The organism is Streptomyces sp. SID486 (assembly GCF_009865385.1).
Lineage (GTDB): Bacteria > Actinomycetota > Actinomycetes > Streptomycetales > Streptomycetaceae > Streptomyces.
This window is the reverse complement of the sequence record NZ_WWJT01000427.1, coordinates 13,354-32,545: the sequence shown is the minus strand read 5'-3', so window position 1 is coordinate 32,545 and position 19,192 is coordinate 13,354. Positions and strand designations below refer to the sequence as shown.

Sequence of the window (19,192 nt, the reverse complement as noted above, 5' to 3'; positions counted from 1 at the left end):
GAGGAACACTGGACCGGTACCGCCGACCCCGACCGGAAGCAGACATGCCCGCCACGCCCGCCTCCCTCCTCGACACCCCCACCTCCCGCTCCGGCTCCGCCGACATCCGGCTGATCGTCACCGACATGGACGGCACCCTGCTGGACGACGCCAAACGGATACCCGGCGGCCTGTGGCCGATGCTCGCGGAACTGCGCCGCCGCGGGGTGCTGTTCAGCCCGGCGAGCGGCCGCCAGTACGCCACGCTGGCCCGGCAGTTCGCCGAGGTCGCCGAGGGCATGGTGTTCATCGCGGAGAACGGCACGTACGTCGTCCGTGACGGCGTGGAGCTGAGTTCCGACCCGCTGGACCGGTCCGTCGCCGGTGACCTCGCCCGGACGGTGCGGCGGCTGGTCGCGGGCGGCGCCGACGTGGGCGCCGTGGTCTGCGGCAAGCGGGCGGCGTACGTCGAGCGGACCGACGAGGCGTTCCTGGCGGAGGTGCGCAAGTACTACGTCGAGCACCGGGTCGTCGAGGACGTCACCGCCGTCGAGGACGACGTGATCAAGGTGGCGCTGTTCGACTTCGGCTCCGCCGAGCACACCACCGCCCCGGCCCTGGAGGCGTTCACGGCCACCCATCAGGTGGTCGTCTCCGGCGAGCACTGGGTCGACGTCATGAACCGCACGGCCGACAAGGGGGCCGCCCTGCGCGGCCTCCAGCGTGAGCTGGGCATCACGCCCGCGCAGACCATGGTGTTCGGCGACTACCTCAACGACCTGCAGATGCTGGACGCGGCCGAGTGGTCCTTCGCCATGTCCAACGCCCACCCGGAGGTGCTGCGCCGGGCCCGCCACCGCGCGCCGTCCAACAACGACAACGGCGTGCTGCGGACCGTCGCCGAGGTGCTCGGCATCCCGCTGCCGCCGGCCTAGCGGCCGCGGCCCGCCGCCTGCCCGGCGGGCCGCGTCAGAGGGACGGCTTGCGTCCCACGGCGCCGTACAGCGAGACGGGGCCGTCGTCGGCCCGTTCCGAGCCGGGGCGCCAGTCGGCCACCGACACGATGCCCGGCTCCAGCAGGTCCAGGCCCTGGAAGAAGGTGCCGACCTCCGCGTGCGAGCGGGCCACCAGGGTCACGCCGCCCGCCGCGTAGGCGGCGATGCCCCGCTGCACGTTCTCCGGTTCGAAGTCGGCGGTCATCGTCGACAGCACCAGGGCGCTGCCCGGTGCCAGCGCGTCGACCAGCGTGGTGACCAGGTCGTGCGCGCCGTCCTCGTCGGCGACGAAGTGCAGCAGGGCGATGAGGGAGAGCGCCACCGGGCGCCCGAAGTCCAGTACGCCGGAGGCCCGTTCGAGGATGGAGCGCGGGTCGCGGGCGTCGGCCTGCACGTACTCCGTCACGCCCTCGGGGGTGCCGCGCAGCAGCGCGCCGGCGTGGGCCAGCACGATCGGGTCGTTGTCGACGTACACCACGCGGGCGTCCGGGATCACGGACTGGGCGATCTGGTGCAGGTTGGGCTCGGTAGGTATGCCGGTGCCGATGTCCAGGAACTGGCGGATCCCCGTCTCCGCCGCCAGTGCCCGGGTGGTCCGGCGCATGAACGCCCGGTTCGCGCGGGCGGCCTTCGGGGCGCCTCCGTCGATCGCCGCGATCTGCCGGCCGAGCTGCTCGTCCACCGGGTAGTTGTCCTTGCCCCCGAGGAACCAGTCGTACACCCGGGCCGGATGGGGCCGGGTGGTGTCGATGTACTGGATGTCCGGCCCGGTCCCCGCCACCTGCTGCTCCTCGGTCGGTTCGGTCCCGGAGGGAGTCCCGGGACGTGCGGGGAGCAGTCTGACACGATCATGCGGCGCGGCGCAGACAGTCTTCGGCCACCTGTCTGTCGAGTGCGGCTCGCACCAACGCGGCGGCCAGTGCGGCCGGTTGGGTGTCCCCGGCCAGCTCGGCGAGCTTGTGGGGGTCTTCCGGCAGGCCGAGCCGCCCGGCGCCGGACAGCGCCTTGCCGTCGAGGTAGGGGGCGATGTCCGGCCACACCCGCTGTGCCTCGCGCAGGAAGATGTCGGCGCCGGCCGGGCCGATGCCCGGCTCCTCCTGCAGCAGTTCCCTGAGCGCGCCGGTGTCGCCCGCCGCCTCCCGGTGCAGCCGGCGCAGGTCCCCGCCCCAGCGCTCGGTCAGCAGCTCGGCGCCGTCGCCGAGCTGGGTGGCGGTCCGCTCGTCGTAGCGGCGGTAGCCACCCCGGCCGAGCGCGTCCACCCGGCGCTGCCGGCCGGCCTCGGCCATCCGGCGCGGGCTGTCCAGGCGGGCCTCGTGCAGGGCCCGGGCGGCGGCCACCGCGACCGATGCCCGGATCCGGGCGCTGAGCAGCAGGGACAGCACCAGGAGCCGGTACAGCGGCTGCGGGGTGTCCCGCAGGCGGATGCCCGCCTCCTCGGCGTACGTCCGCCCGTGCGCGGACACCAGCTCGCGCACGACCCGTTCGTCGCGGTTCATGGGCTCAGGGCTTGAGCGGGTCGTGGCCCAGGGTCATCAGCCGGTGCCGGCGGCGGGTGTCCTCCGGCGTGCGCTCCGGCTCGGGCTCGTTCTCCATGTCGCCGAGGTCTCCGACCGTGTCGACGACCTCGTACATGACGCGGACGTCGTCGTCGGTGAGATCGGTACGGCGCTTCTGCAGGATCGCGAGGACGTGCTGCCCGGTGGGCGTGCCCGCCCGTTCCGGCAGCGGTTCCGTCTCCTCGTCGGCGTCCCGGACCTTCAGCCAGGCCGCGAGTTCCGCCGAGGTCATGTTCACCACGCGGTGGAAGTCCTGCCACAGCGCGTCGAGTTCCAGGGCGTCAGCCATGGGTGTCCCCTTCCGTGCCGGGTGGGTGCGGGCTAGCTGGAGGCGTCGTCGCGCGGCTGGTTCTCGGCCTGGAACATCCAGCGCTGCTTCTCCAGGTCGGCCGTGACGGTGATCAGCAGGTCCTGGGTGACCGGGTCGGCCTTCTCGGTCGCGTCGATACGCTCGCGGAGCCGGTCGACGGCCGTCCCCAGGGCCGACACCATCAGCTCCACCACCTCGGTGTCACGCAGCCAGCCGTCCTTGGTGCCGGGCAGCGCGAAGGTCGCCGCGATGGTCTCCGGCCGGCCGTCCGGCGGCACACCCAGCGCGGAGGCCCGCTCGGCCACCGTGTCGGAGTGGCCGCGGGCCGTGGCGACCACCTCGTCCAGCTGGAGATGGATCGACCGGAACCGCGGGCCCACGATGTTCCAGTGCGCCTGCTTGCCGATCAGCGACAGTCCGAGCAGGTCGACCAGCGTGTCCTGCAGGGCCGTCCCGGTGACGCCGAGCGCCTCCTCGGGCAGCGTGCTCTTGACCACGGTCATGTTGCGCAGGTCCCCTTTCGTCCGATGTCTGCGGTCATGTCCGAAAGGGCGGGTGCCCGGCCTGCCGGGGGCGCAAACCGGCTGATCAGCGGCGCTGTCCGGCTGCCGGGCTGCCGGGCTGCCGGGCTCTCCGGGTTGCCGCGGCCCGTGCGAGCGGTCGGCGCGAGCGGTCCGCGCGAGCGGTCGACGCCGGCGGTCGGCGCGAGCGGTCAGCGGGGCAGCACCTCGTCCAGGAAGCGGATCACCTCCGCGTGGGCCAGTTCCCGGTCCGTCTCGTGGAACACCTCGTGCCGCGCCCCGGCGAAGATCCGCTCGGTCAGCCGGCCGCCGCTCAGCCGCTCCACCCCGGTCCGGCTCCCGGACAGCGGCACCAGCCGGTCGTCGTCGCCGTGCAGCCACAGCAGCGGCAGCGGGCCGACGTCACCGCCTTCGGCCACGGTCGCCAGGGTCCGGACGAACGCCCGCAGCGTCGGGCGCTTCATGGGCCCGTGCCAGACCAGCGGATCGGCCGCGTAGGCGGCGCCCACGGCCGGGTCGCGGGAGAGCGCGGCCGGGCTGACCGGGGTGTCCGGGATCTCCTCCAGGGCCAGCAGCCGTCCCGGCAGTTCCCACGTGCCGATCACCGGGCCGGACAGGATCAGCGCGCTCAGCCCGGTGCCGTACCGCTGGGCGTAGCGGGCCGCGACCAGGCCGCCCATGGAGTGGCCGACCAGGACCAGCGGCAGGCCGGGGTGCGCGGCCCGGGCGAGGTCCGCCACCGCGTGCAGGTCCGTGACCACGTCCTCGAAGTCCTCGATCACCACCCGTTCGCCGGCCGACCGGCCGTGGCCGGCGTGGTCGGGCGCGTACACGGCGGCCCCGTGCCGGCCCAGCAGGGCGGCCAGCTCCCCGTACCGGCCGGCGTGCTCGCCGTACCCGTGCGCCAGCAGCACCAGGCGGCGGGGGGACGGGTGCGGCCACTCGTGCACGGCGAGGGTCCCGTGCGTCCCCCGCAGGACGTGCGCGCGGACGTGGTGCATCTCTCCTCCAGCTGCGTCGGTGAAGGTTCCGGAGGATCTTCCCAGCGGGGCGGCCGGAGGTCTATAGTCCAAAACTAGCAGTGCTAATTAAAGGGTGCTGCGTCCATGCTGATCCACAGCGTCGTAGGTCAGGAGTCCCAGTCGTGCGTCCCGTCCATTTCGCGACCGCCCGTCGTACCCCCATCGGCAAACTGCGCGGATCCCTCTCCTCGGTCCGCCCGGACGATCTGGCCGCGGCCGTGATCCGCCGACTGCTGGCCGACGTGCCCGCGCTCGACCCGGCCCGCGTCGACGACGTCTACTGGGGCGCCGCCAACCAGGCGGGCGAGGACAACCGCAACGTCGCGCGCATGGCCGTCCTGCTGGCCGGACTGCCCGACTCCGTTCCCGGCGCCACCGTCAACCGGCTGTGCGCCTCCGGTCTCGAAGCGGTCACCGCCGCCGCCCGGACCATCGCCGCCGGCGAGGCCGACGTCGTGATCGCCGGCGGCTCCGAGTCGATGAGCCGCGCCCCCTTCGTCCTGCCGCGCCCCGACGAGGCCCTGCCGCAGCGCATCGAGACCCACGACACCCGGCTGGGCTGGCGCCTGGTCAACCCCGCCATGAAGGAGCTGCACGGCCTGCTCGCCATGGGCGAGACCGCCGAGGAGGTCGCCGAACGGTACGGCGTCTCCCGCGAGCGGCAGGACGAGTTCGCGCTGCGCAGCCACCGGCTGGCCGCGGCCGCCCGCAAGGACGGCCACTTCGACGACGAACTCCTGCCCGTGGAGCGCCCGGACGGCACCACGGTCGAGCAGGACGAGTGCGTACGGGAGGACACCTCGCTGGAGCGGCTCGCCCGGCTGAAGCCGGTCTTCCGTCCCGGCGGCACGGTCACCGCGGGCAACGCCTCGCCGATGAACGACGGCGCCGCCGGTCTGCTGCTGGTCAGCGAAGAGGCCCTGGACGAACTGGGTCTCGAGTCCCTCGGCCGGTACGTCGCGGGCGCCTCCGCAGGCGTCCACCCCGACGTGATGGGCCTCGGCCCGGTCCCCGCCACCCGCAAGGTGCTCGCCCGGGCCGGCTGGGACATCGGCGACGTACGGGAAGCCGAGTTCAACGAGGCTTTCGCGGCCCAGGCGCTCGCGTGCGTCGACCAGCTCGGCATCGATCCCGACCTGGTCAACCCCACCGGCGGCGCCATCGCGCTCGGCCATCCCCTCGGCTGCTCCGGCGCCCGCATCCTCACCACCCTGCTGCACCGGATGCGGCGCACCGGCGCGGAGCGCGGGCTCGCCACCATGTGCGTCGGGGTGGGCCAGGGGACGGCGGTACTGGTCGAGCGCCCTTGAGACTTCCGCAACGGGGGCTCCCCGCGAGGGGATTCGACACACCAGCCGTAGCACCGAAGCAGCAAGGAAACGGAGCACCACTCCATGGCAACCCTGTCCGTCGCCGCCATCCTCGCCGAGAACGCCCGGCGCCGCCCCGGCAGGACCGCCCTCGTCGAAGGCGACCTGAGGCTCACCTTCGCCGAGGCGTGGCAGGGCGCACTGGCCCGGGCGGGCGCGCTCACGGGCCTCGGCGTACGGCCCGGCGACCGGGTCGCCCTCATGGCCCCCAACACGGCCGAGTTCCCCCTCGCCTACTACGCGATCACCGCCGCGGGCGCGGTCGTCGTCCCCGTTCACCTGCTGCTGTCGGCCGGCGAGGTGGAGCACGTGCTCCGGGACAGCGGGGCGACCCTGCTGCTCGTCCACCCGGCGCAGGCCGCGACCGGCCGGGCCGCCGCGGACGCCCTGGGCGTCCCTGCCGTGACCCTGGGCGAGGAGTTCGGCGCGCTCGTGGCCGACGCCGAACCGCTGCGCTCCTACGTCACCCGGACCGCCGACGACCCGGCGGTCGTCTTCTACACCAGCGGGACGACCGGAGTCCCCAAGGGCGCCGTCCTCAGCCACTTCAACCTGGTGATGAACGCCACCGTCAACGCCTTCGACGCCAACGACATCCGCGCCGACGACATCGCCCTCGGCGCACTGCCGCTGTTCCACGCCTTCGGCCAGACGGTGTCGCTCCACTCCACCTGGCGGGCGGGCGCCACGCTCGTGCTGCTGCCCCGCTTCGACGCGGCCCGTGCCATCGACCTCATGGTGCAAGAGGGCGTGAACACCTTCCACGGCGTGCCGACCATGTTCGTCGCCCTCGCCGCCGCGGCCGCCGACGCCCGCCGGCTGCCCGGACTGCGGGTGTGCGTCTCCGGCGGGGCCTCGCTCCCGGTCGCCGTGCTGGAGCGGTTCGAGACCGCGTTCGGGGCGAAGATCTACGAGGGGTACGGGCTGTCGGAGACCTCGCCGACGGCGACCGTCAACCAGCCGGACTTCGGCACCCGCGCCGGCACCATCGGCCACCCGCTGTGGGGCGTCGACGTGGAGATCGCCGACGCCGACCAGGAGAGCCGGATCGAGCTGCTGGCGCCCGGTGAGCTGGGCGAGGTCGTCGTCCGCGGGCACAACGTCTTCTCCGGCTACCTCGGCCGCCCCGAGGCGACCGCCGAGGCCCTGGTGGACGGCTGGTTCCGCACCGGCGACCTCGGCACCAAGGACGACGAGGGCTTCCTGCGGATCGTCGACCGCAAGAAGGACGTCATCATCCGCGGCGGCTACAACGTCTACCCGAGGGAGGTCGAGGAGATCCTGATGCGCCACCCCGGCATCGCCCAGGTCGCCGTCATCGGCCTGCCCGACGAACTGCACGGCGAGGAGGTGTGCGCCGTCGTGGTCCCGGCGCAGGGCGGCACCCCCGACGCCGCCGCCATCACCGAGTGGTCCAGGGAGCACCTCGGCCGGCACAAGTACCCCCGGCGCGTGGAGTTCACCGACGCGATGCCGCTCGGCCCCAGCATGAAGGTGCTGAAGCGGGAACTGCGGGCGCGGTACGCGGACCGGTCCTGACCGGCCGGCGGTGATCACGTGACGAGACGGTCCTTACGCCGGGAACTTGTCCGGACATAGCATCGGTCCTCGCATGAACACGATGACGCTCTGGCACCTGTCCGGCTGGGAGTTCGCCGCCCTCGCCTTCGCGGCCCTGCTCGTGGGCTTCTCCAAGACCGCGGTCAGCGGGGCCAACACGGTCAGTCTCGCTGTCTTCGCCGCGGTGCTGCCCGCCCGCGCCTCCACCGGCGTCCTGCTGCCGCTGCTGATCGCGGGCGACGTGCTCGCCGTCCTCACCTACCGGCGGCACGCCCACTGGCCCACCCTCTGGCGGCTGTTCCCGGCGGTGGCCGTGGGCGTCGTGGCCGGCACCCTGTTCCTGACGTGGGCCGACGACGGGATCGTCCGCACCTCGATCGGGGCGATCCTGCTGCTGATGGCCGGGGTGACGGTGTGGCGCCGGCGGACGGCCGAGGCCGGTGAGACCCGCGAGGCGCCGGACGCGGTGACGACCCGGACGGGCCGGATGAAAGCCCGGTCGTACGGCGTGCTCGGCGGGTTCACGACGATGGTCGCCAACGCGGGCGGACCGGTGATGTCGCTCTACCTGCTGTCCGCGGGCTTCCGCAAGCTCGGCTTCCTCGGTACCTCCGCGTTCTTCTTCCTCATCGTGAACGTCTCGAAGGTGCCGTTCAGCGTGGGCCTCGGCCTGATCGACGGGCACTCGCTGCTCCTCGACGCCGCGCTCGCGGTGTTCGTGGTGCCCGGTGCGTTGCTGGGCAAGTGGGCCGTGCACAGGATCGACCAGCGGCTCTTCGAACAGCTCGTGATCGCGGCCACGGTCGTGGGCGGGGTGCAGCTGCTCCTGCGCTGACCCGCGCCCACGCTCCCCGTGCGGCGGACCGTCAGGCGTCCCCGGGATTCCTGCGCAGCAGGTACGTGTCCATGATCCAGCCCTTGCGCTCCCGGGCCTCGGCCCGCAGCCGCTCGATGCGCGGCCCGGCCTCGGCGAGGGGCCCGGAGACGAGGATCTCGTCCGGCGTACCGATGTAGGCACCCCAGTAGATGTCCATGCCGTCCCGGCCCTCCGCTCCCGCCTCCTCGGCGTACCGCCGGAAGGTCTGCTGGGCGTCCAGCATCACGACCACGTCGTCCACCCCGTCGGGGAAGCCCTCGGCCAGCCGCCGCCCGGTGGTGATCTGCATCGGCCGCGCGACCCGGGTCAGGCTCGTGCGGTGCCGCGCGGCCAGCGCGGACACACTGCTGATGCCGGGCACCACGTCGTAGGTGAACGCCACCGAGCCCTGCTCCAGCACCTCCTCCAGGATGGCCAGCGTGCTGTCGTACAGCGCCGGGTCCCCCCACACCAGGAAGGCGCCGGTGCCGTCCTCGCCCAGTTCCTCCGCGATCAGCCGCGCGTAGATTCCGGCGCGGGCGCTGCGCCAGTCCTCGACGGCCGACGGGTAGGCGGCGCCGCCCGCCTTCCGGTCCCGTTCCGGGTCCCGGGCCGCCACGACCCGGTACGACCCCTCCGGCAGGTGCGCGTCCAGGATGTCCCGCCGGAGCTGGGTGAGATCGTTCTTCACCTCGCCCTTGTCGAGCAGGAAGAACACGTCCGTGCCCCGCAGTGCCTTGACCGCCTGCAGGGTCAGCTGGTCGGGGTCGCCCGCACCGATACCGATGACATGAATCTTTCGCACGCCCCGAGTCTGCCGTATGCCGCGGACGGCCCCACCACCGCCTCCACCCGGCCGCGGTGAGGGACCCGGCCCCGCCCGCTCCCGGCCCCGCGGGGAACACCCCGCTCCGGCGGGGGTCTCGGCCAGGGATGGGGCCGCCTGGTCAGGGTCTCGGCCGGGGGACGGGTCCGTCCCGGTCAGGGTCTCGGCCGGGGGACGGGTCCGTCGCGGTCAGGGTCGCGGCGATGGGGCCGCTCCGGTCAGGGGCCCAGCCGGGGCGCCTCGGTGCGGGCGTCCACCGGCGCCGAGCCGTGCTCCACACGCTCCGCCAGCTCCCGCGCCCACCGGGTGAGGCCGGGCAGATCCAGGCCGTAGGGCCGGTCCTCGCCCCGCCCGGTCTCCCACTCCTCGACCGCTCCCGCACCGCGCCGCAGCAGCCGCGCCCCGCCCGCGGTGTTCCCGCGCGCCGCGTGGGTCAGCCCCACCGCCAGCTGCGCGAGCCCCCGCCACAGCGCACGCTCGTCCTCCGGACCCGACTTCCAGGCGTCCTCGAACACCTCGTGCGCGTGGAACGGCCGTCCCGCCACCAGCAGCTCCTGCGCCTGCGCGACCGTCTCCTCCGGCGCCCGCAGCACCCCCTCCGGCTGCCGCGGAACGCCCTCGGCGCCGTACGGCAGCGGACGCCCCAGCCCGTCCCGGGGCCGCGCGTTGCGGGCCCGCCCGGCCTCGTCCCGGTCCCTGGCATCCGATGCGCCCGCGTTCGTCATACCGTCGATTGTCCCTCGCCCCGCCCGGGCTTCTTCGGTGCACTCCCCGGCGTGGGGTAAAGTTCTGTTCGCACGATCACGCGGGGCACCGCGGGTGAGCGCAACGGGACGTGGCGCAGCTTGGTAGCGCACTTGACTGGGGGTCAAGGGGTCGCAGGTTCAAATCCTGTCGTCCCGACTTGTGAGAACGCAGGTCGAGAGGGCCGTACCGGAGGACTCCGGTGCGGCCCTTCGCTCATGTCCCCCCTCCGGCGTGGTCAGCCCCGTTCGACGCTGACACGCACGCTGCCGCCCGGTGCGGCCCAGAGCCAGACCCGGCCGGGTGAGCGCGCGAGGACGCGGGCGTCGCCCTCGGCCGTGATCCGCCAGGTGCCGGGCGGCAGGGACAGTGCCGTCACCCGGGAGCCGTGGGCGGCCGCGCGGTAGGCCAGCCGGTAGACGCCGCTTCCGGGGTCGTAGGACGCGGAGCGGACCGTGCCCGCCACGCTCTCCGCGTACGGCTCGGCGGTCAGCTCCTTGTTGGTGCGCAAGGCGCCGGTGTCGTCGGCGGCGCAGTAGCCGCCGCCGTAGCACCACACGTACCCCGCCCAGCCGGAGGTGTAGCGGCCCAGGGAGGCCATGGCGTCCCGGTAGAAGCGGTTCATGTGGGGCAGGTCGTTGTTCAGCGGACCCCACTCGCCCACCACGACCGGCACCCGGTACCGCTGCGGGTACACGGTGACGGCCCGCTCGTACGCCTCGATCCAGCCGGCCCCGGGATCGTAGTCGGCGCCCGCCTCCATGGCGGTGTTGTAGAAGTGCGGGGCGTACACGACCCGGGGGTCGTCGATGCGGCCGAGGCCGGTCGGCACGCCCTCGCCCACGACCGGGGTGGGTTCGACGAACAGCCAGGCGTCCCGGTCGGCCGGCCGGACCGCGCCGGCCAGCCGGTTGTACATCGGGGTGAGCTGGTCGCGTTCGATCCTGCGCGCCGCCGTCGCCAGATCCTCCCCTGGACGCGTCTCGCCCATGGGCTCGTTGACGAGGTCGTAGCCGAGCACGGCGGGGTGGCGGGCGAAACGGGTGGCGAGGGTCCGCCACATGCGTGCCTGGGCGCGGCGCAGATCCGCGTCCTCGTAGAGGTGGGTGAAGGCGCGCTGCACGGCGGGCTCGAAGTACTCGGCGAACCAGTCCTCGGGATGGGCGGTGAAGGGCAGCCCGTCGGTCCGGGTCGCCCACTCGGGTATCCCGCGGTGACCGAAGGCGGGGCCGAAGACGTCCTGGTGGGCGTCGATCACCACCCGGATGTCGTAGCGCTCGGCCCAGTCGAGGACGCGCTCGATCTTGCGCAGGTAACTCCGGCTGTAGCGACCGGGCCTGGGCTCCAGGTCGTCCCAGAAGACGAGCAGCCGGGCGAAGTCGAAGCCTTTGGCCCGCATGTCGCGCAGATGGCGTTCGGTGATGCCGGTGAGGGCCTGCTCGCCACGGTGTTCCTTGTCCTCGATGTTCCAGCCGTGCAGAGTCAGGACCCGCCCGTTCCGGTCGGTGAGGCGGGGTATGCCCGGCCCGCCGTCCTCGGCGTGGGCGGTGGCGGGGACGAGCAGCGCGGCGACGACCGCGCTCGCCGTCAGGATCGCTCGCAGCACAGGGGACCTCCGGGGCGGCGGTGTCGTGTGGTGCCGCGCATCCCATCAGCGGCCGGCCCACACTTCAAGTGCTCGCACAGGACTGCCACTTGAGGATCGTCGTGTTCGTGTTCGTGTTCGTGTTCGCGTTCGAGGCGAGGCGAGGCGAGGCGGGGCTGGGCGGGGCCACCTTCCTCCTCGGCGGCCCCGCCGCGCCTCAGCCCTTGCCGGAGCCCAGTGTCAGACCGCTGACGAACTGGCGCTGGAGCGCGAAGTAGACGGCCAGGGTCGGGACGGCGGTCAGCAGGGAGCCCGCGGCGACCAGGTTGGGGTCGGTGAAGTACTGGCCGGAGAGGTTGTTGAGGGCCGAGGTGATCGGCATGTTCTCGCCGGTGGAGATCAGCACCAGGGCCCAGAAGAAGTCGTTGTAGATCCAGATCGACAGCAGGGTGGCGAGGGCCGCCATCGCCGGCTTGCACAGCGGCAGGGTGATCTGCCAGTACAGCCGCCACACCGAGGCGCCGTCGACGAGCGCGGCCTCGGTCAGCTCGTGGGGCAGGGAGCGCATGTAGTTGGCGAGCACGAACGCGCAGAAGCCGGACTGGAAGGCGACGTGGATGAGGACGAGCCCCAGCGCGGAGTCGTAGAGCTTGCCGCTCGCGGTGATGCCCGGCAGGTCCGTGAGCAGGTACAGCCGGTACAGCGGGGTGATGACGACCTGCTGCGGCAACAGGTTGCCGGCCGTGAACACCAGCAGCAGCGCGAGGTTGAGACGGAAGTCGAACCGGCTGACGTAGAACGCCACGCAGGAGGAGAGGAACAGGGTCAGCAGGACGGCAGGGACCGCGATCACCAGCGTGTTGCCGAAGTAGTGCAGCATGTCCGACTGCTGGAAGGCGTTCGTGAAGTTGTCGAGGTTCAGCGTGTCGGGCCAGGAGACGTAGCCCTTGTCGCTGGTCTCCCCGTACGGGCGCAGGGCCGAGAAGACCGCCCAGAGCAGCGGTGCCAGCCAGGCCAGGGCGGTGCCCGCGAGGAAGACGTGCAGCAGGACCCGGGCGGGGCGGACCGGTGTGCGCCGCTTCAGCGGGAGGGTGGTGCCGCTCATGCGCGCCGCTCCTTCCGGAAGGTTGCGATCAGATAGGGGATGATCACCGCGAGGGAGATGACCAGCAGGACCACGGCGATGGCGGAGCCGTATCCGATGCGGCTGGACTCGCCGATGATGTTGTCGGTGACCAGGATCGACAGCAACTCCGTGCCCTGGGCGCCCTTGTTGAAGACGAAGACCAGGTCGAAGGCGCGCAGTGCCTCGATGACGGTGACGACGAGGACGACCGTGTTGGTCGGGCGCAGCGTCGGGAAGACGACGTGCCGGAACGTCTGCCACTCGTTCGCGCCGTCCAGGGCGGACGCCTCCCTGAGCGACGGGTCGACACCCTTGAGGCCGGCCAGGTACAGGATCATCATGTAGCCGGTGTGCCGCCAGGACGCGGCGACCAGGACGGCCCACAGGTTGAGGTCGGGGTCGCCGATCCAGTCGATGTAGTGGCCGGGTTCGTTGGCGCCGATGACGCTGTTGATCAGGCCGGTGTCCGGGTTGTAGACCAGCTGCCAGACGAAGCCGATGCACGCCATCGAGATGACGACGGGCAGGAAGAACGCGGTCTGGTAGACCCTGCTGAACCGGATCCGCTTGTCCAGCTGCACGGCGAGGAACAGCCCGAACGGCGTCGGGACCAGGATGAGGGCCGCGAACCAGATGACGTTGTGCTGGACGGCCGGCCAGAACTGCGGGTTGTCGCTGAAGAGTTGCCGGAAGTTGTCCAGGCCGACCCAGGTGATCGAGTCGAAGCCGATGCCGTCCCAGGTGGTGAAGGCGAGGGCGATCGAGGCGAGGGCGGTGACCCAGACCAGGATCACGTGCAGGACCGTGGGCACGCCCGCCATCACGGCGAGCGTGATCCGGTCACGGCGGGTCAGCAGGCGCCGGTGGCCGTGCGTGGCCCGCTTCCGCGCGGGCGCGGCCTCCGGTGCCGGCACGGCCGGCGCCGCCGGGGTCTTCGTCGTCGTGTCGGTGGTCATCGGGTCGCTCACGCGGACGCGAAGATCGTCTTCTTCTGGCGCTCGATGGACGACAACAGGCCGTCCACGCCCTTCGGATTCTGCAGGAACTTCTGCAGAGCGGGCTGCATCACGGTGGACGTGAAGTCGGGGCGGCTGTCGCGGTCCATGAACTGGGTGAGGCTCTTGGCGCCGCCGATCATCTCGAACGCCTTCTTCTGCAGCGCCGAGTACGCGGAGGTCCCGGCCTTGTCGGAGGCGGCCACCACGCTGGGGTCGCCCTTGAGGTACAGCTCCTCGGCCGCCGGGCTGCCCAGGTACTCCAGCAGTCTCACGACACCCGCGTGGTTCCTGGGGGACCTGCTGACCATGAAACCGTCGGTCGGCGCCTCGACGGTGTCCTGGCCGTGGGCCGGGTCGATCTCCGGGAAGGCGAAGAAGTCCAGGTCGTCGAGATCGGCCTGGTCGGTGAACTGCTGTGCCACGAAGGAGCCCAGGAGGTACATGCCGGCCTTCTTCGCGTTCAGGGTCTGTGCGGCGTCCTGCCAGGTGCGGCCCATGAAGCCGTCCTGGTGGTAGGGGAGGATCTCGGCCCAGTGGTCGAAGACGTCCCGGACCCTGGTGTCGGTCCAGGACGCCTTGCCCGCCATCAGCTCCACGTGGAAGTCGTAGCCGTTGAGGCGGAAGTCGATCTGGTCGAAGGTGCCCATCGCCGGCCAGGCGTCCTTGTCCCCGAAGGCGAGCGGCACCAGGCCGTCCTTCTTCATCCGCTTCAGCAGGGAGACGAAGTCGTCCCAGGTGGTGGGGATCTGGTATCCGTGCTGCCGGAAGACGCTTCTGCGGTAGAAGACCGCCCACGGATACGTGGTGAGCGGTACGAAGTAGTACTTGCCGTCCTCGCCCTTGCTGAGCTGCTTCATGGCCTCGGGGAAGTTGTCCCCGATCTTCGCCCAGACGTCGTCGACCGGCGTGGCCAGTTTCTTCGCCGCGAAGAACTGCATGCGGTAACCGGCGAACCAGTGGAACACGTCGTCCGGAGTGCCCTGGAGATAGGAGTTGATCTGCTCCTGGAAGGTGTTGTGGTCCTTGGTGTTCACGTCGACGGTGAGCCCGGAGCGCTTCTTGAAGTCCGCGTAGACACTCTCGAACGCTTTCTTCGGCACCGCGTCCGAGGCGTTGGAGCCGACGGTGACGGTCTTCGGGTCGGAGCCGGAACCGCTGCCTCCGCAGGCGGACAGCAGGGGTATGCCGGCCCCGGCGAGCAGAGCGGCACCGCCCGCTCCGCGCAGCAGGGAACGTCGGCCGGGGGCCGGGACGGAATGGCCGGAGGTGGAGAGGCGCATGGCGGCTCCTGAGGAATACAGGGTTCGGCCAAGGGGATGAGTTGATCACCAAAAGGCTCTCGAAACCGCTCAGAAATCAACTCGACCGAACATCGTGGGCGTAATAACAGCCCCACGTCCGCTCATGCGTCAATACCTCCGGCCGCACTCGGAGGTCTCTTGCCCGAAACGTAAGTCGCCCTGTGCTGTCGGGGGATGGTCGAGGGGGAGTCCGGGTGCGGCGCGCCCCGCGGTCCCGGCGGACCGCGGAGGCGGTGCGGGAAGGTGACGGTGACGGGTCCGCGGGCGTCCGGTGCCGTTCGCCGCGGTGTGCGGTGTACTGGGCTCATGCCCGCGGGGTGCGACCGGAAGGTGAGGTGCGGCTGGTTTGTACTTACATTCGGACCACCTCGTGAAATGATGTCTTGACAAAGTATTGACAGTGGGCCCGACAGAGGCTTGTATCCCGTCCCAACGCATCCGCGTCCCTTGCCCCGTCGCACGCACAGTGAGGTGCAGGAAAGATGGACCGCTCTTCTCGCCCCCGCTCCCGCGGAACGGCCCCCCTCGTGGCCGTGGCCGCCGCGGCAGCCCTCACCCTGGCCGGCTGCTCCAGCAGTCACGGCGGCAAGAAGGCAGAGGAGGAAGCGGCGAACGCCGCCGCGGGCAAGGCCGACACCCCCCGCATGACCGTCGCGCTGGTCACCCACCAGGCGCCGGGGGACACCTTCTGGGACACCGTCCGCAAGGGCGCGGAGGCCGCGGCGGCGAAGGACAACGTCAAGCTGGTCTACTCCGCCGACCCGAACGCGGGCAACCAGGCCAACCTGGTGCAGAACGCGATCGACCAGAAGGTGGACGGCATCGCGGTCACCCTGGCCAAGCCGGACGCCATGAAGAACGTCCTCGCCAAGGCCGAGAAGGCCGGCATCCCGGTCGTCGGCCTCAACTCGGGTCTGAGCGACTGGAAGGACCTCGGCCTGCTGGAGTTCTTCGGACAGGACGAGAACGTCGCGGGCGAGGCGCTGGGCAAGAAGCTGAACACCACCGGCGCCAAGAAGATCGCCTGTGTGGTCCAGGAGCAGGGCAACGTGGGACTCACCCAGCGCTGCGACGGGGTGCGGAAGACCTTCGAGGGCGACACGCAGACGCTGTACGTGAACGGCACCGACATGCCGTCCGTGCGCTCGACGATCACCGCGAAGCTCAAGCAGGACGGCTCGATCGACACCGTCGTCACCCTCGGCGCCCCGTTCGCCCTCACCGCGGTCCAGTCCGTGGCCGACGCGGGCAGCAAGGCGAAGGTGGTCACCTTCGACCTCAACAAGGAACTGGTCAAGGCGGTGCAGAACGGCTCCGTCGAGTTCGCCGTCGACCAGCAGCCCTACCTCCAGGGCTATCTGGCGGTCGACTCGCTGTGGCTCTACAAGAACAACGGCAACTACAGCGGCGGTGGTGAGCAGCCGGTGCTCACCGGGCCGGCCTTCGTCGACAAGTCCAACGTCGACAAGGTCGCCGAGTACGCCGCGAAGGGCACCCGGTGATGAGCATGTCCCAACAGGCTCAGCCCGGGGTGGACACCCCGCCGGCGCCCGGCCCGAAGCGGACCGACGGCCGCACCGCCCGCCGCCCGCTGCCCCTGCGGCTGCTCGCCAGGCCCGAGGTGGGCGTCTTCCTCGGCGCCGTCGCCGTGCTGGTGTTCTTCCTGATCACGGCGCCGCCGGTGCGTGACGGCAGCTCGATGGCGAACATCCTGTACCAGTCGTCGACGATCGGGATCATGGCCCTGCCGGTGGCCCTGCTGATGATCGGCGGGGAGTTCGACCTGTCCTCCGGCGTCGCGGTGATCACCTCGGCGCTCACCGCGAGCATGCTCAGCTACCAGCTGACCCTGAACGTGTGGACGGGGGTGATCGTCGCCCTGGTCGTCTCCCTCGCGATCGGGGCGTTCAATGGCTGGATGGTGGTCAGGACCGGGCTGCCGAGCTTCCTGGTCACCCTCGGCACCTTCCTGATCCTCCAGGGCGTCAATCTCGCCGTGACCAAGCTGGTCACCGGCAACGTCGCCACCGACGACATCAGCGACATGGACGGCTTCGGCCAGGCCAGGAAGATCTTCGCCTCCTCCTTCGACGTGGCCGGGGTCCAGGTGAAGATCACCGTGATCTGGTGGCTCGTCTTCGCCGCCCTGGCCACCTGGGTGCTGCTGCGCACCAGGTACGGCAACTGGATCTTCGCCGTCGGCGGCGACAAGGACAGCGCCCGCGCGGTCGGTGTCCCGGTGACCTTCACCAAGATCTCGCTGTTCATGCTGGTCGGGTTCGGCGCCTGGTTCGTCGGCATGCACAACCTGTTCTCGTTCAACACCGTGCAGTCCGGCGAGGGCGTCGGGCAGGAGCTGATCTACATCGCCGCGGCCGTCATCGGCGGCTGCCTGCTGACCGGCGGCTACGGCTCGGCGATCGGCCCGGTCTTCGGCGCGTTCATGTTCGGCATGGTGCAGCAGGGCATCGTCTACGCCGGCTGGAACCCCGACTGGTTCAAGGCATTCCTCGGCGTGATGCTCCTCGGCGCCGTCCTGATCAATCTGTGGGTCAGCCGCGCGGCGACCCGGAGGTGACTCATGACCGACAACACATCCGGTACCCACGGCGCCGTCCTGACGGACCCACCGGCCCAGGACGGCCCCCTGGTCGAACTGCGCGGCGCCGGCAAGTCCTACGGCAACGTCCGCGCCCTGCACGGCGTCGACCTCACCGTCCACCCGGGCCGGGTCACGTGCGTGCTCGGCGACAACGGCGCCGGCAAGTCCACCCTCATCAAGATCGTCTCCGGGCTGCACCAGCACACCGAGGGCGAGTTCCTCGTCGACGGACGGCCCGTCCGTTTCGCCACCCCGCGCGAGGCCCTGGACCGCGGTATCGCCACCGTCTACCAGGACCTGGCGACCGTCCCGCTGATGCCGGTGTGGCGCAACTTCTTCCTCGGCTCGGAGATGACCCGGGGCCCCTGGCCCGTCCGCCGTCTCGACATCGCCCGGATGAAGGCCACCGCCGATGAGGAACTGCGCAACATGGGCATCGTCCTGGACGACCTGGAGCAGCCCATCGGCACCCTCTCCGGCGGCCAGCGCCAGTGCGTGGCCATCGCCCGCGCCGTCTACTTCGGCGCCCGCGTCCTCATCCTGGACGAGCCGACCGCCGCCCTCGGCGTCAAACAGTCCGGCGTGGTGCTGAAGTACATCGCCGCCGCCCGCGACCGCGGCCTGGGCGTCATCTTCATCACCCACAACCCCCACCACGCCTACATGGTCGGCGACCACTTCAGCGTGCTGCGCCTCGGCACCCTGGAACTGTCCGCCGAACGCAGCGGGATCGGCCTCGAGGAGCTGACCAACCACATGGCGGGCGGTGCCGAACTCGCCTCCCTCAAGCACGAGCTGTCCCAGGTCCGCGGCGTCGACGTCGAGGAACTGCCCGACGAGGGCGACCTCGGCGGACCCGCGGCGAGCGCTCCGGAAGGAACCCCCCGGCCATGACGCACCCCTCTCCGCTCGACCGCATCCGGATCGGCTCGGCGCCCGACTCCTGGGGCGTGTGGTTCCCCGCCGACCCGCTCCAGGTGCCGTGGGACCGCTTCCTCGACGAGGTCGCCGAGGCCGGCTACGCCTGGATCGAGCTCGGGCCGTACGGTTACCTCCCCACCGACCCGGCACGGCTCACCGAAGAGGTGGCCGGCCGCGGCCTGAAGGTCTCCGCCGGCACGGTCTTCACCGGACTGCACCGCGGGCCGGCCGTGTGGGAGGAGACCTGGGCGCACGTCAGCCAGGTCGCCGAGCTCACCCGGGCGATGGGCGCCCGGCACCTGGTGGTGATCCCGTCCTTCTGGCGCGACGACAAGACCGCCGAGATCCTGGAGCCGCCCGAGCTGACCGCGGAGCAGTGGGCGCACCTCACCAAGGGCATGGAGCGGCTCGGCCACGAGGTCAGGGAGACCTACGGCCTCGACATCGTCGTGCACCCGCACGCCGACACGCACCTCGACACCGAGGCCCACGTCGAACGCTTCCTGGACTCGACCGACGCCGGACTGGTCAACCTCTGCCTGGACACCGGCCACTACGCCTACTGCGGCGGCGACAGCGTCAAGCTCATCGAGACCTACGGCGAGCGCATCGGCTACCTGCACCTGAAGCAGGTCGACCCGGAGATCCTCGCCGGGGTGGTGGCGGGCGGAGTACCGTTCGGGCCGGCCGTGCAGCGCGGGGTGATGTGCGAACCGCCCACCGGCGTACCGGAACTGGAACCGGTGCTGCAGGCGGCGCAGAAGCTCGGCGTGGAGCTGTTCGCGATCGTCGAGCAGGACATGTACCCGTGCGAGCCGGACCGGCCGCTGCCGATCGCCGTGCGCACCCGGCGCTTCCTGCGGTCCTGCGGGGCCTGAGGGCCGCAGGAGGGGCCGCGCGCGCCGGATCCTTCGGTACCC

The 19,192-nt window shown here is 71.4% G+C and carries 19 protein-coding genes and 1 tRNA gene; 9 read left to right on the top strand and 11 right to left on the bottom strand.

Translation table 11 applies throughout. The annotated features are described in order from the left end of the window. The first annotated feature begins 44 nt into the window (after window positions 1–44). Window positions 45–914, top strand: a complete 870-nt coding sequence (locus GT045_RS20390) for a Cof-type HAD-IIB family hydrolase (protein ID WP_161335026.1) — start codon at window positions 45–47, stop codon at window positions 912–914. A 34-nt stretch (window positions 915–948) separates the two neighbouring features. On the opposite strand, the gene GT045_RS20385 is transcribed toward GT045_RS20390, so the two are convergent. The 5 genes from GT045_RS20385 to GT045_RS20365 form a co-directional block, all read right to left on the bottom strand. Beyond that, window positions 949–1,755, bottom strand: coding sequence for an SAM-dependent methyltransferase (locus tag GT045_RS20385; RefSeq protein ID WP_161335025.1), 807 nt, complete (start codon window positions 1,753–1,755; stop codon window positions 949–951). Window positions 1,756–1,822: 67 nt separating this feature from the next. Continuing rightward, window positions 1,823–2,470 (bottom strand): endonuclease, encoded by a 648-nt coding sequence (locus GT045_RS20380; protein WP_161335024.1) that lies wholly within the window; start codon window positions 2,468–2,470, stop codon window positions 1,823–1,825. Between the two features lie 4 nt (window positions 2,471–2,474). Beyond that, window positions 2,475–2,819 carry a DUF3140 domain-containing protein gene (locus tag GT045_RS20375; protein ID WP_161335023.1) on the bottom strand — a complete coding sequence of 115 codons (345 nt, stop codon included), beginning with the start codon at window positions 2,817–2,819 and terminating at the stop codon, window positions 2,475–2,477. A 32-nt stretch (window positions 2,820–2,851) separates the two neighbouring features. Beyond that, window positions 2,852–3,343 (bottom strand): DNA starvation/stationary phase protection protein, encoded by a 492-nt coding sequence (locus tag GT045_RS20370; RefSeq protein WP_161335022.1) that lies wholly within the window; start codon window positions 3,341–3,343, stop codon window positions 2,852–2,854. A 209-nt stretch (window positions 3,344–3,552) separates the two neighbouring features. Beyond that, a complete protein-coding gene (locus GT045_RS20365; protein ID WP_161335021.1) occupies window positions 3,553–4,362 on the bottom strand; it encodes an alpha/beta hydrolase in 810 nt (269 codons plus the stop codon). Window positions 4,363–4,505: 143 nt separating this feature from the next. Between GT045_RS20365 and GT045_RS20360 the strand changes: the two genes are divergently transcribed. The 3 genes from GT045_RS20360 to GT045_RS20350 all read left to right on the top strand — a co-directional run bounded on the left by GT045_RS20360 (window position 4,506) and on the right by GT045_RS20350 (window position 8,148). Then, entirely contained in the window at window positions 4,506–5,693 is a 1,188-nt protein-coding gene (locus GT045_RS20360) for a thiolase family protein (RefSeq protein ID WP_161335020.1), read from the top strand. Window positions 5,694–5,777: 84 nt separating this feature from the next. Then, window positions 5,778–7,292: a long-chain fatty acid--CoA ligase gene (locus tag GT045_RS20355; protein WP_161335019.1), complete on the top strand. Its 1,515-nt coding sequence runs from the start codon at window positions 5,778–5,780 to the stop codon at window positions 7,290–7,292. Between the two features lie 73 nt (window positions 7,293–7,365). Beyond that, window positions 7,366–8,148 (top strand): sulfite exporter TauE/SafE family protein, encoded by a 783-nt coding sequence (locus GT045_RS20350; RefSeq protein ID WP_161335018.1) that lies wholly within the window; start codon window positions 7,366–7,368, stop codon window positions 8,146–8,148. Between the two features lie 31 nt (window positions 8,149–8,179). On the opposite strand, the gene cobF is transcribed toward GT045_RS20350, so the two are convergent. Together cobF and GT045_RS20340 are read right to left on the bottom strand one after the other, a co-directional pair. Further along, window positions 8,180–8,974 carry a precorrin-6A synthase (deacetylating) gene (gene cobF / locus GT045_RS20345; RefSeq protein WP_161297782.1) on the bottom strand — a complete coding sequence of 265 codons (795 nt, stop codon included), beginning with the start codon at window positions 8,972–8,974 and terminating at the stop codon, window positions 8,180–8,182. Between the two features lie 239 nt (window positions 8,975–9,213). Then, the gene (locus GT045_RS20340) at window positions 9,214–9,720 is read right to left on the bottom strand and encodes a DUF309 domain-containing protein (RefSeq protein ID WP_161297783.1); all 507 of its coding nucleotides are present in this window, start codon (window positions 9,718–9,720) and stop codon (window positions 9,214–9,216) included. A gap of 104 nt (window positions 9,721–9,824) precedes the next feature. Here GT045_RS20340 and GT045_RS20335 point away from each other — a divergent pair. Further along, window positions 9,825–9,898: transfer RNA gene (locus GT045_RS20335), tRNA-Pro, on the top strand. A 79-nt stretch (window positions 9,899–9,977) separates the two neighbouring features. On the opposite strand, the gene GT045_RS20330 is transcribed toward GT045_RS20335, so the two are convergent. The 4 genes from GT045_RS20330 to GT045_RS20315 form a co-directional block, all read right to left on the bottom strand. Next, window positions 9,978–11,345 carry a cellulase family glycosylhydrolase gene (locus tag GT045_RS20330; protein ID WP_161335017.1) on the bottom strand — a complete coding sequence of 456 codons (1,368 nt, stop codon included), beginning with the start codon at window positions 11,343–11,345 and terminating at the stop codon, window positions 9,978–9,980. Window positions 11,346–11,541: 196 nt separating this feature from the next. Continuing rightward, window positions 11,542–12,429, bottom strand: a complete 888-nt coding sequence (locus GT045_RS20325; RefSeq protein ID WP_161335016.1) for a carbohydrate ABC transporter permease — start codon at window positions 12,427–12,429, stop codon at window positions 11,542–11,544. Continuing rightward, window positions 12,426–13,406 carry a sugar ABC transporter permease gene (locus tag GT045_RS20320; protein ID WP_161335015.1) on the bottom strand — a complete coding sequence of 327 codons (981 nt, stop codon included), beginning with the start codon at window positions 13,404–13,406 and terminating at the stop codon, window positions 12,426–12,428. The genes GT045_RS20325 and GT045_RS20320 overlap by 4 nt, the downstream gene beginning before the upstream one ends. Window positions 13,407–13,414: 8 nt before the next feature. After that, entirely contained in the window at window positions 13,415–14,728 is a 1,314-nt protein-coding gene (locus tag GT045_RS20315; RefSeq protein ID WP_161335014.1) for an extracellular solute-binding protein, read from the bottom strand. 503 nt (window positions 14,729–15,231) lie between these two features. Between GT045_RS20315 and GT045_RS20310 the strand changes: the two genes are divergently transcribed. From GT045_RS20310 to GT045_RS20295, 4 genes are read left to right on the top strand one after another with little or no spacing between them, the layout of a single operon-like run. Further along, window positions 15,232–16,251, top strand: coding sequence for a sugar ABC transporter substrate-binding protein (locus tag GT045_RS20310; RefSeq protein WP_161288587.1), 1,020 nt, complete (start codon window positions 15,232–15,234; stop codon window positions 16,249–16,251). Further along, on the top strand, window positions 16,251–17,327 hold the full coding sequence (locus GT045_RS20305) for an ABC transporter permease (protein ID WP_161288589.1): 1,077 nt from the start codon (window positions 16,251–16,253) through the stop codon (window positions 17,325–17,327). The genes GT045_RS20310 and GT045_RS20305 overlap by 1 nt, the downstream gene beginning before the upstream one ends. A gap of 3 nt (window positions 17,328–17,330) precedes the next feature. After that, the gene (locus tag GT045_RS20300; RefSeq protein WP_161288591.1) at window positions 17,331–18,245 is read left to right on the top strand and encodes an ATP-binding cassette domain-containing protein; all 915 of its coding nucleotides are present in this window, start codon (window positions 17,331–17,333) and stop codon (window positions 18,243–18,245) included. Beyond that, on the top strand, window positions 18,242–19,150 hold the full coding sequence (locus tag GT045_RS20295; protein ID WP_161335013.1) for a sugar phosphate isomerase/epimerase: 909 nt from the start codon (window positions 18,242–18,244) through the stop codon (window positions 19,148–19,150). The genes GT045_RS20300 and GT045_RS20295 overlap by 4 nt, the downstream gene beginning before the upstream one ends. The last annotated feature ends 42 nt before the right edge of the window (window positions 19,151–19,192 follow it).

Bases quoted from the DNA above. Each gene is read 5' to 3' on its own strand.
- GT045_RS20390 (WP_161335026.1), top strand. From the start codon at position 45: ATGCCCGCCACGCCCGCCTCCCTCCTCGACACCCCCACCTCCCGCTCC.
- GT045_RS20380 (WP_161335024.1), bottom strand. From the start codon at position 2,470: ATGAACCGCGACGAACGGGTCGTGCGCGAGCTGGTGTCCGCGCACGGG.
- GT045_RS20375 (WP_161335023.1), bottom strand. From the start codon at position 2,819: ATGGCTGACGCCCTGGAACTCGACGCGCTGTGGCAGGACTTCCACCGC.
- GT045_RS20370 (WP_161335022.1), bottom strand. From the start codon at position 3,343: ATGACCGTGGTCAAGAGCACGCTGCCCGAGGAGGCGCTCGGCGTCACC.
- GT045_RS20365 (WP_161335021.1), bottom strand. From the start codon at position 4,362: ATGCACCACGTCCGCGCGCACGTCCTGCGGGGGACGCACGGGACCCTC.
- GT045_RS20355 (WP_161335019.1), top strand. From the start codon at position 5,778: ATGGCAACCCTGTCCGTCGCCGCCATCCTCGCCGAGAACGCCCGGCGC.
- GT045_RS20350 (WP_161335018.1), top strand. From the start codon at position 7,366: ATGAACACGATGACGCTCTGGCACCTGTCCGGCTGGGAGTTCGCCGCC.
- GT045_RS20340 (WP_161297783.1), bottom strand. From the start codon at position 9,720: ATGACGAACGCGGGCGCATCGGATGCCAGGGACCGGGACGAGGCCGGG.
- GT045_RS20325 (WP_161335016.1), bottom strand. From the start codon at position 12,429: ATGAGCGGCACCACCCTCCCGCTGAAGCGGCGCACACCGGTCCGCCCC.
- GT045_RS20320 (WP_161335015.1), bottom strand. From the start codon at position 13,406: ATGACCACCGACACGACGACGAAGACCCCGGCGGCGCCGGCCGTGCCG.
- GT045_RS20315 (WP_161335014.1), bottom strand. From the start codon at position 14,728: ATGCGCCTCTCCACCTCCGGCCATTCCGTCCCGGCCCCCGGCCGACGT.
- GT045_RS20310 (WP_161288587.1), top strand. From the start codon at position 15,232: ATGGACCGCTCTTCTCGCCCCCGCTCCCGCGGAACGGCCCCCCTCGTG.
- GT045_RS20305 (WP_161288589.1), top strand. From the start codon at position 16,251: ATGAGCATGTCCCAACAGGCTCAGCCCGGGGTGGACACCCCGCCGGCG.
- GT045_RS20300 (WP_161288591.1), top strand. From the start codon at position 17,331: ATGACCGACAACACATCCGGTACCCACGGCGCCGTCCTGACGGACCCA.
- GT045_RS20295 (WP_161335013.1), top strand. From the start codon at position 18,242: ATGACGCACCCCTCTCCGCTCGACCGCATCCGGATCGGCTCGGCGCCC.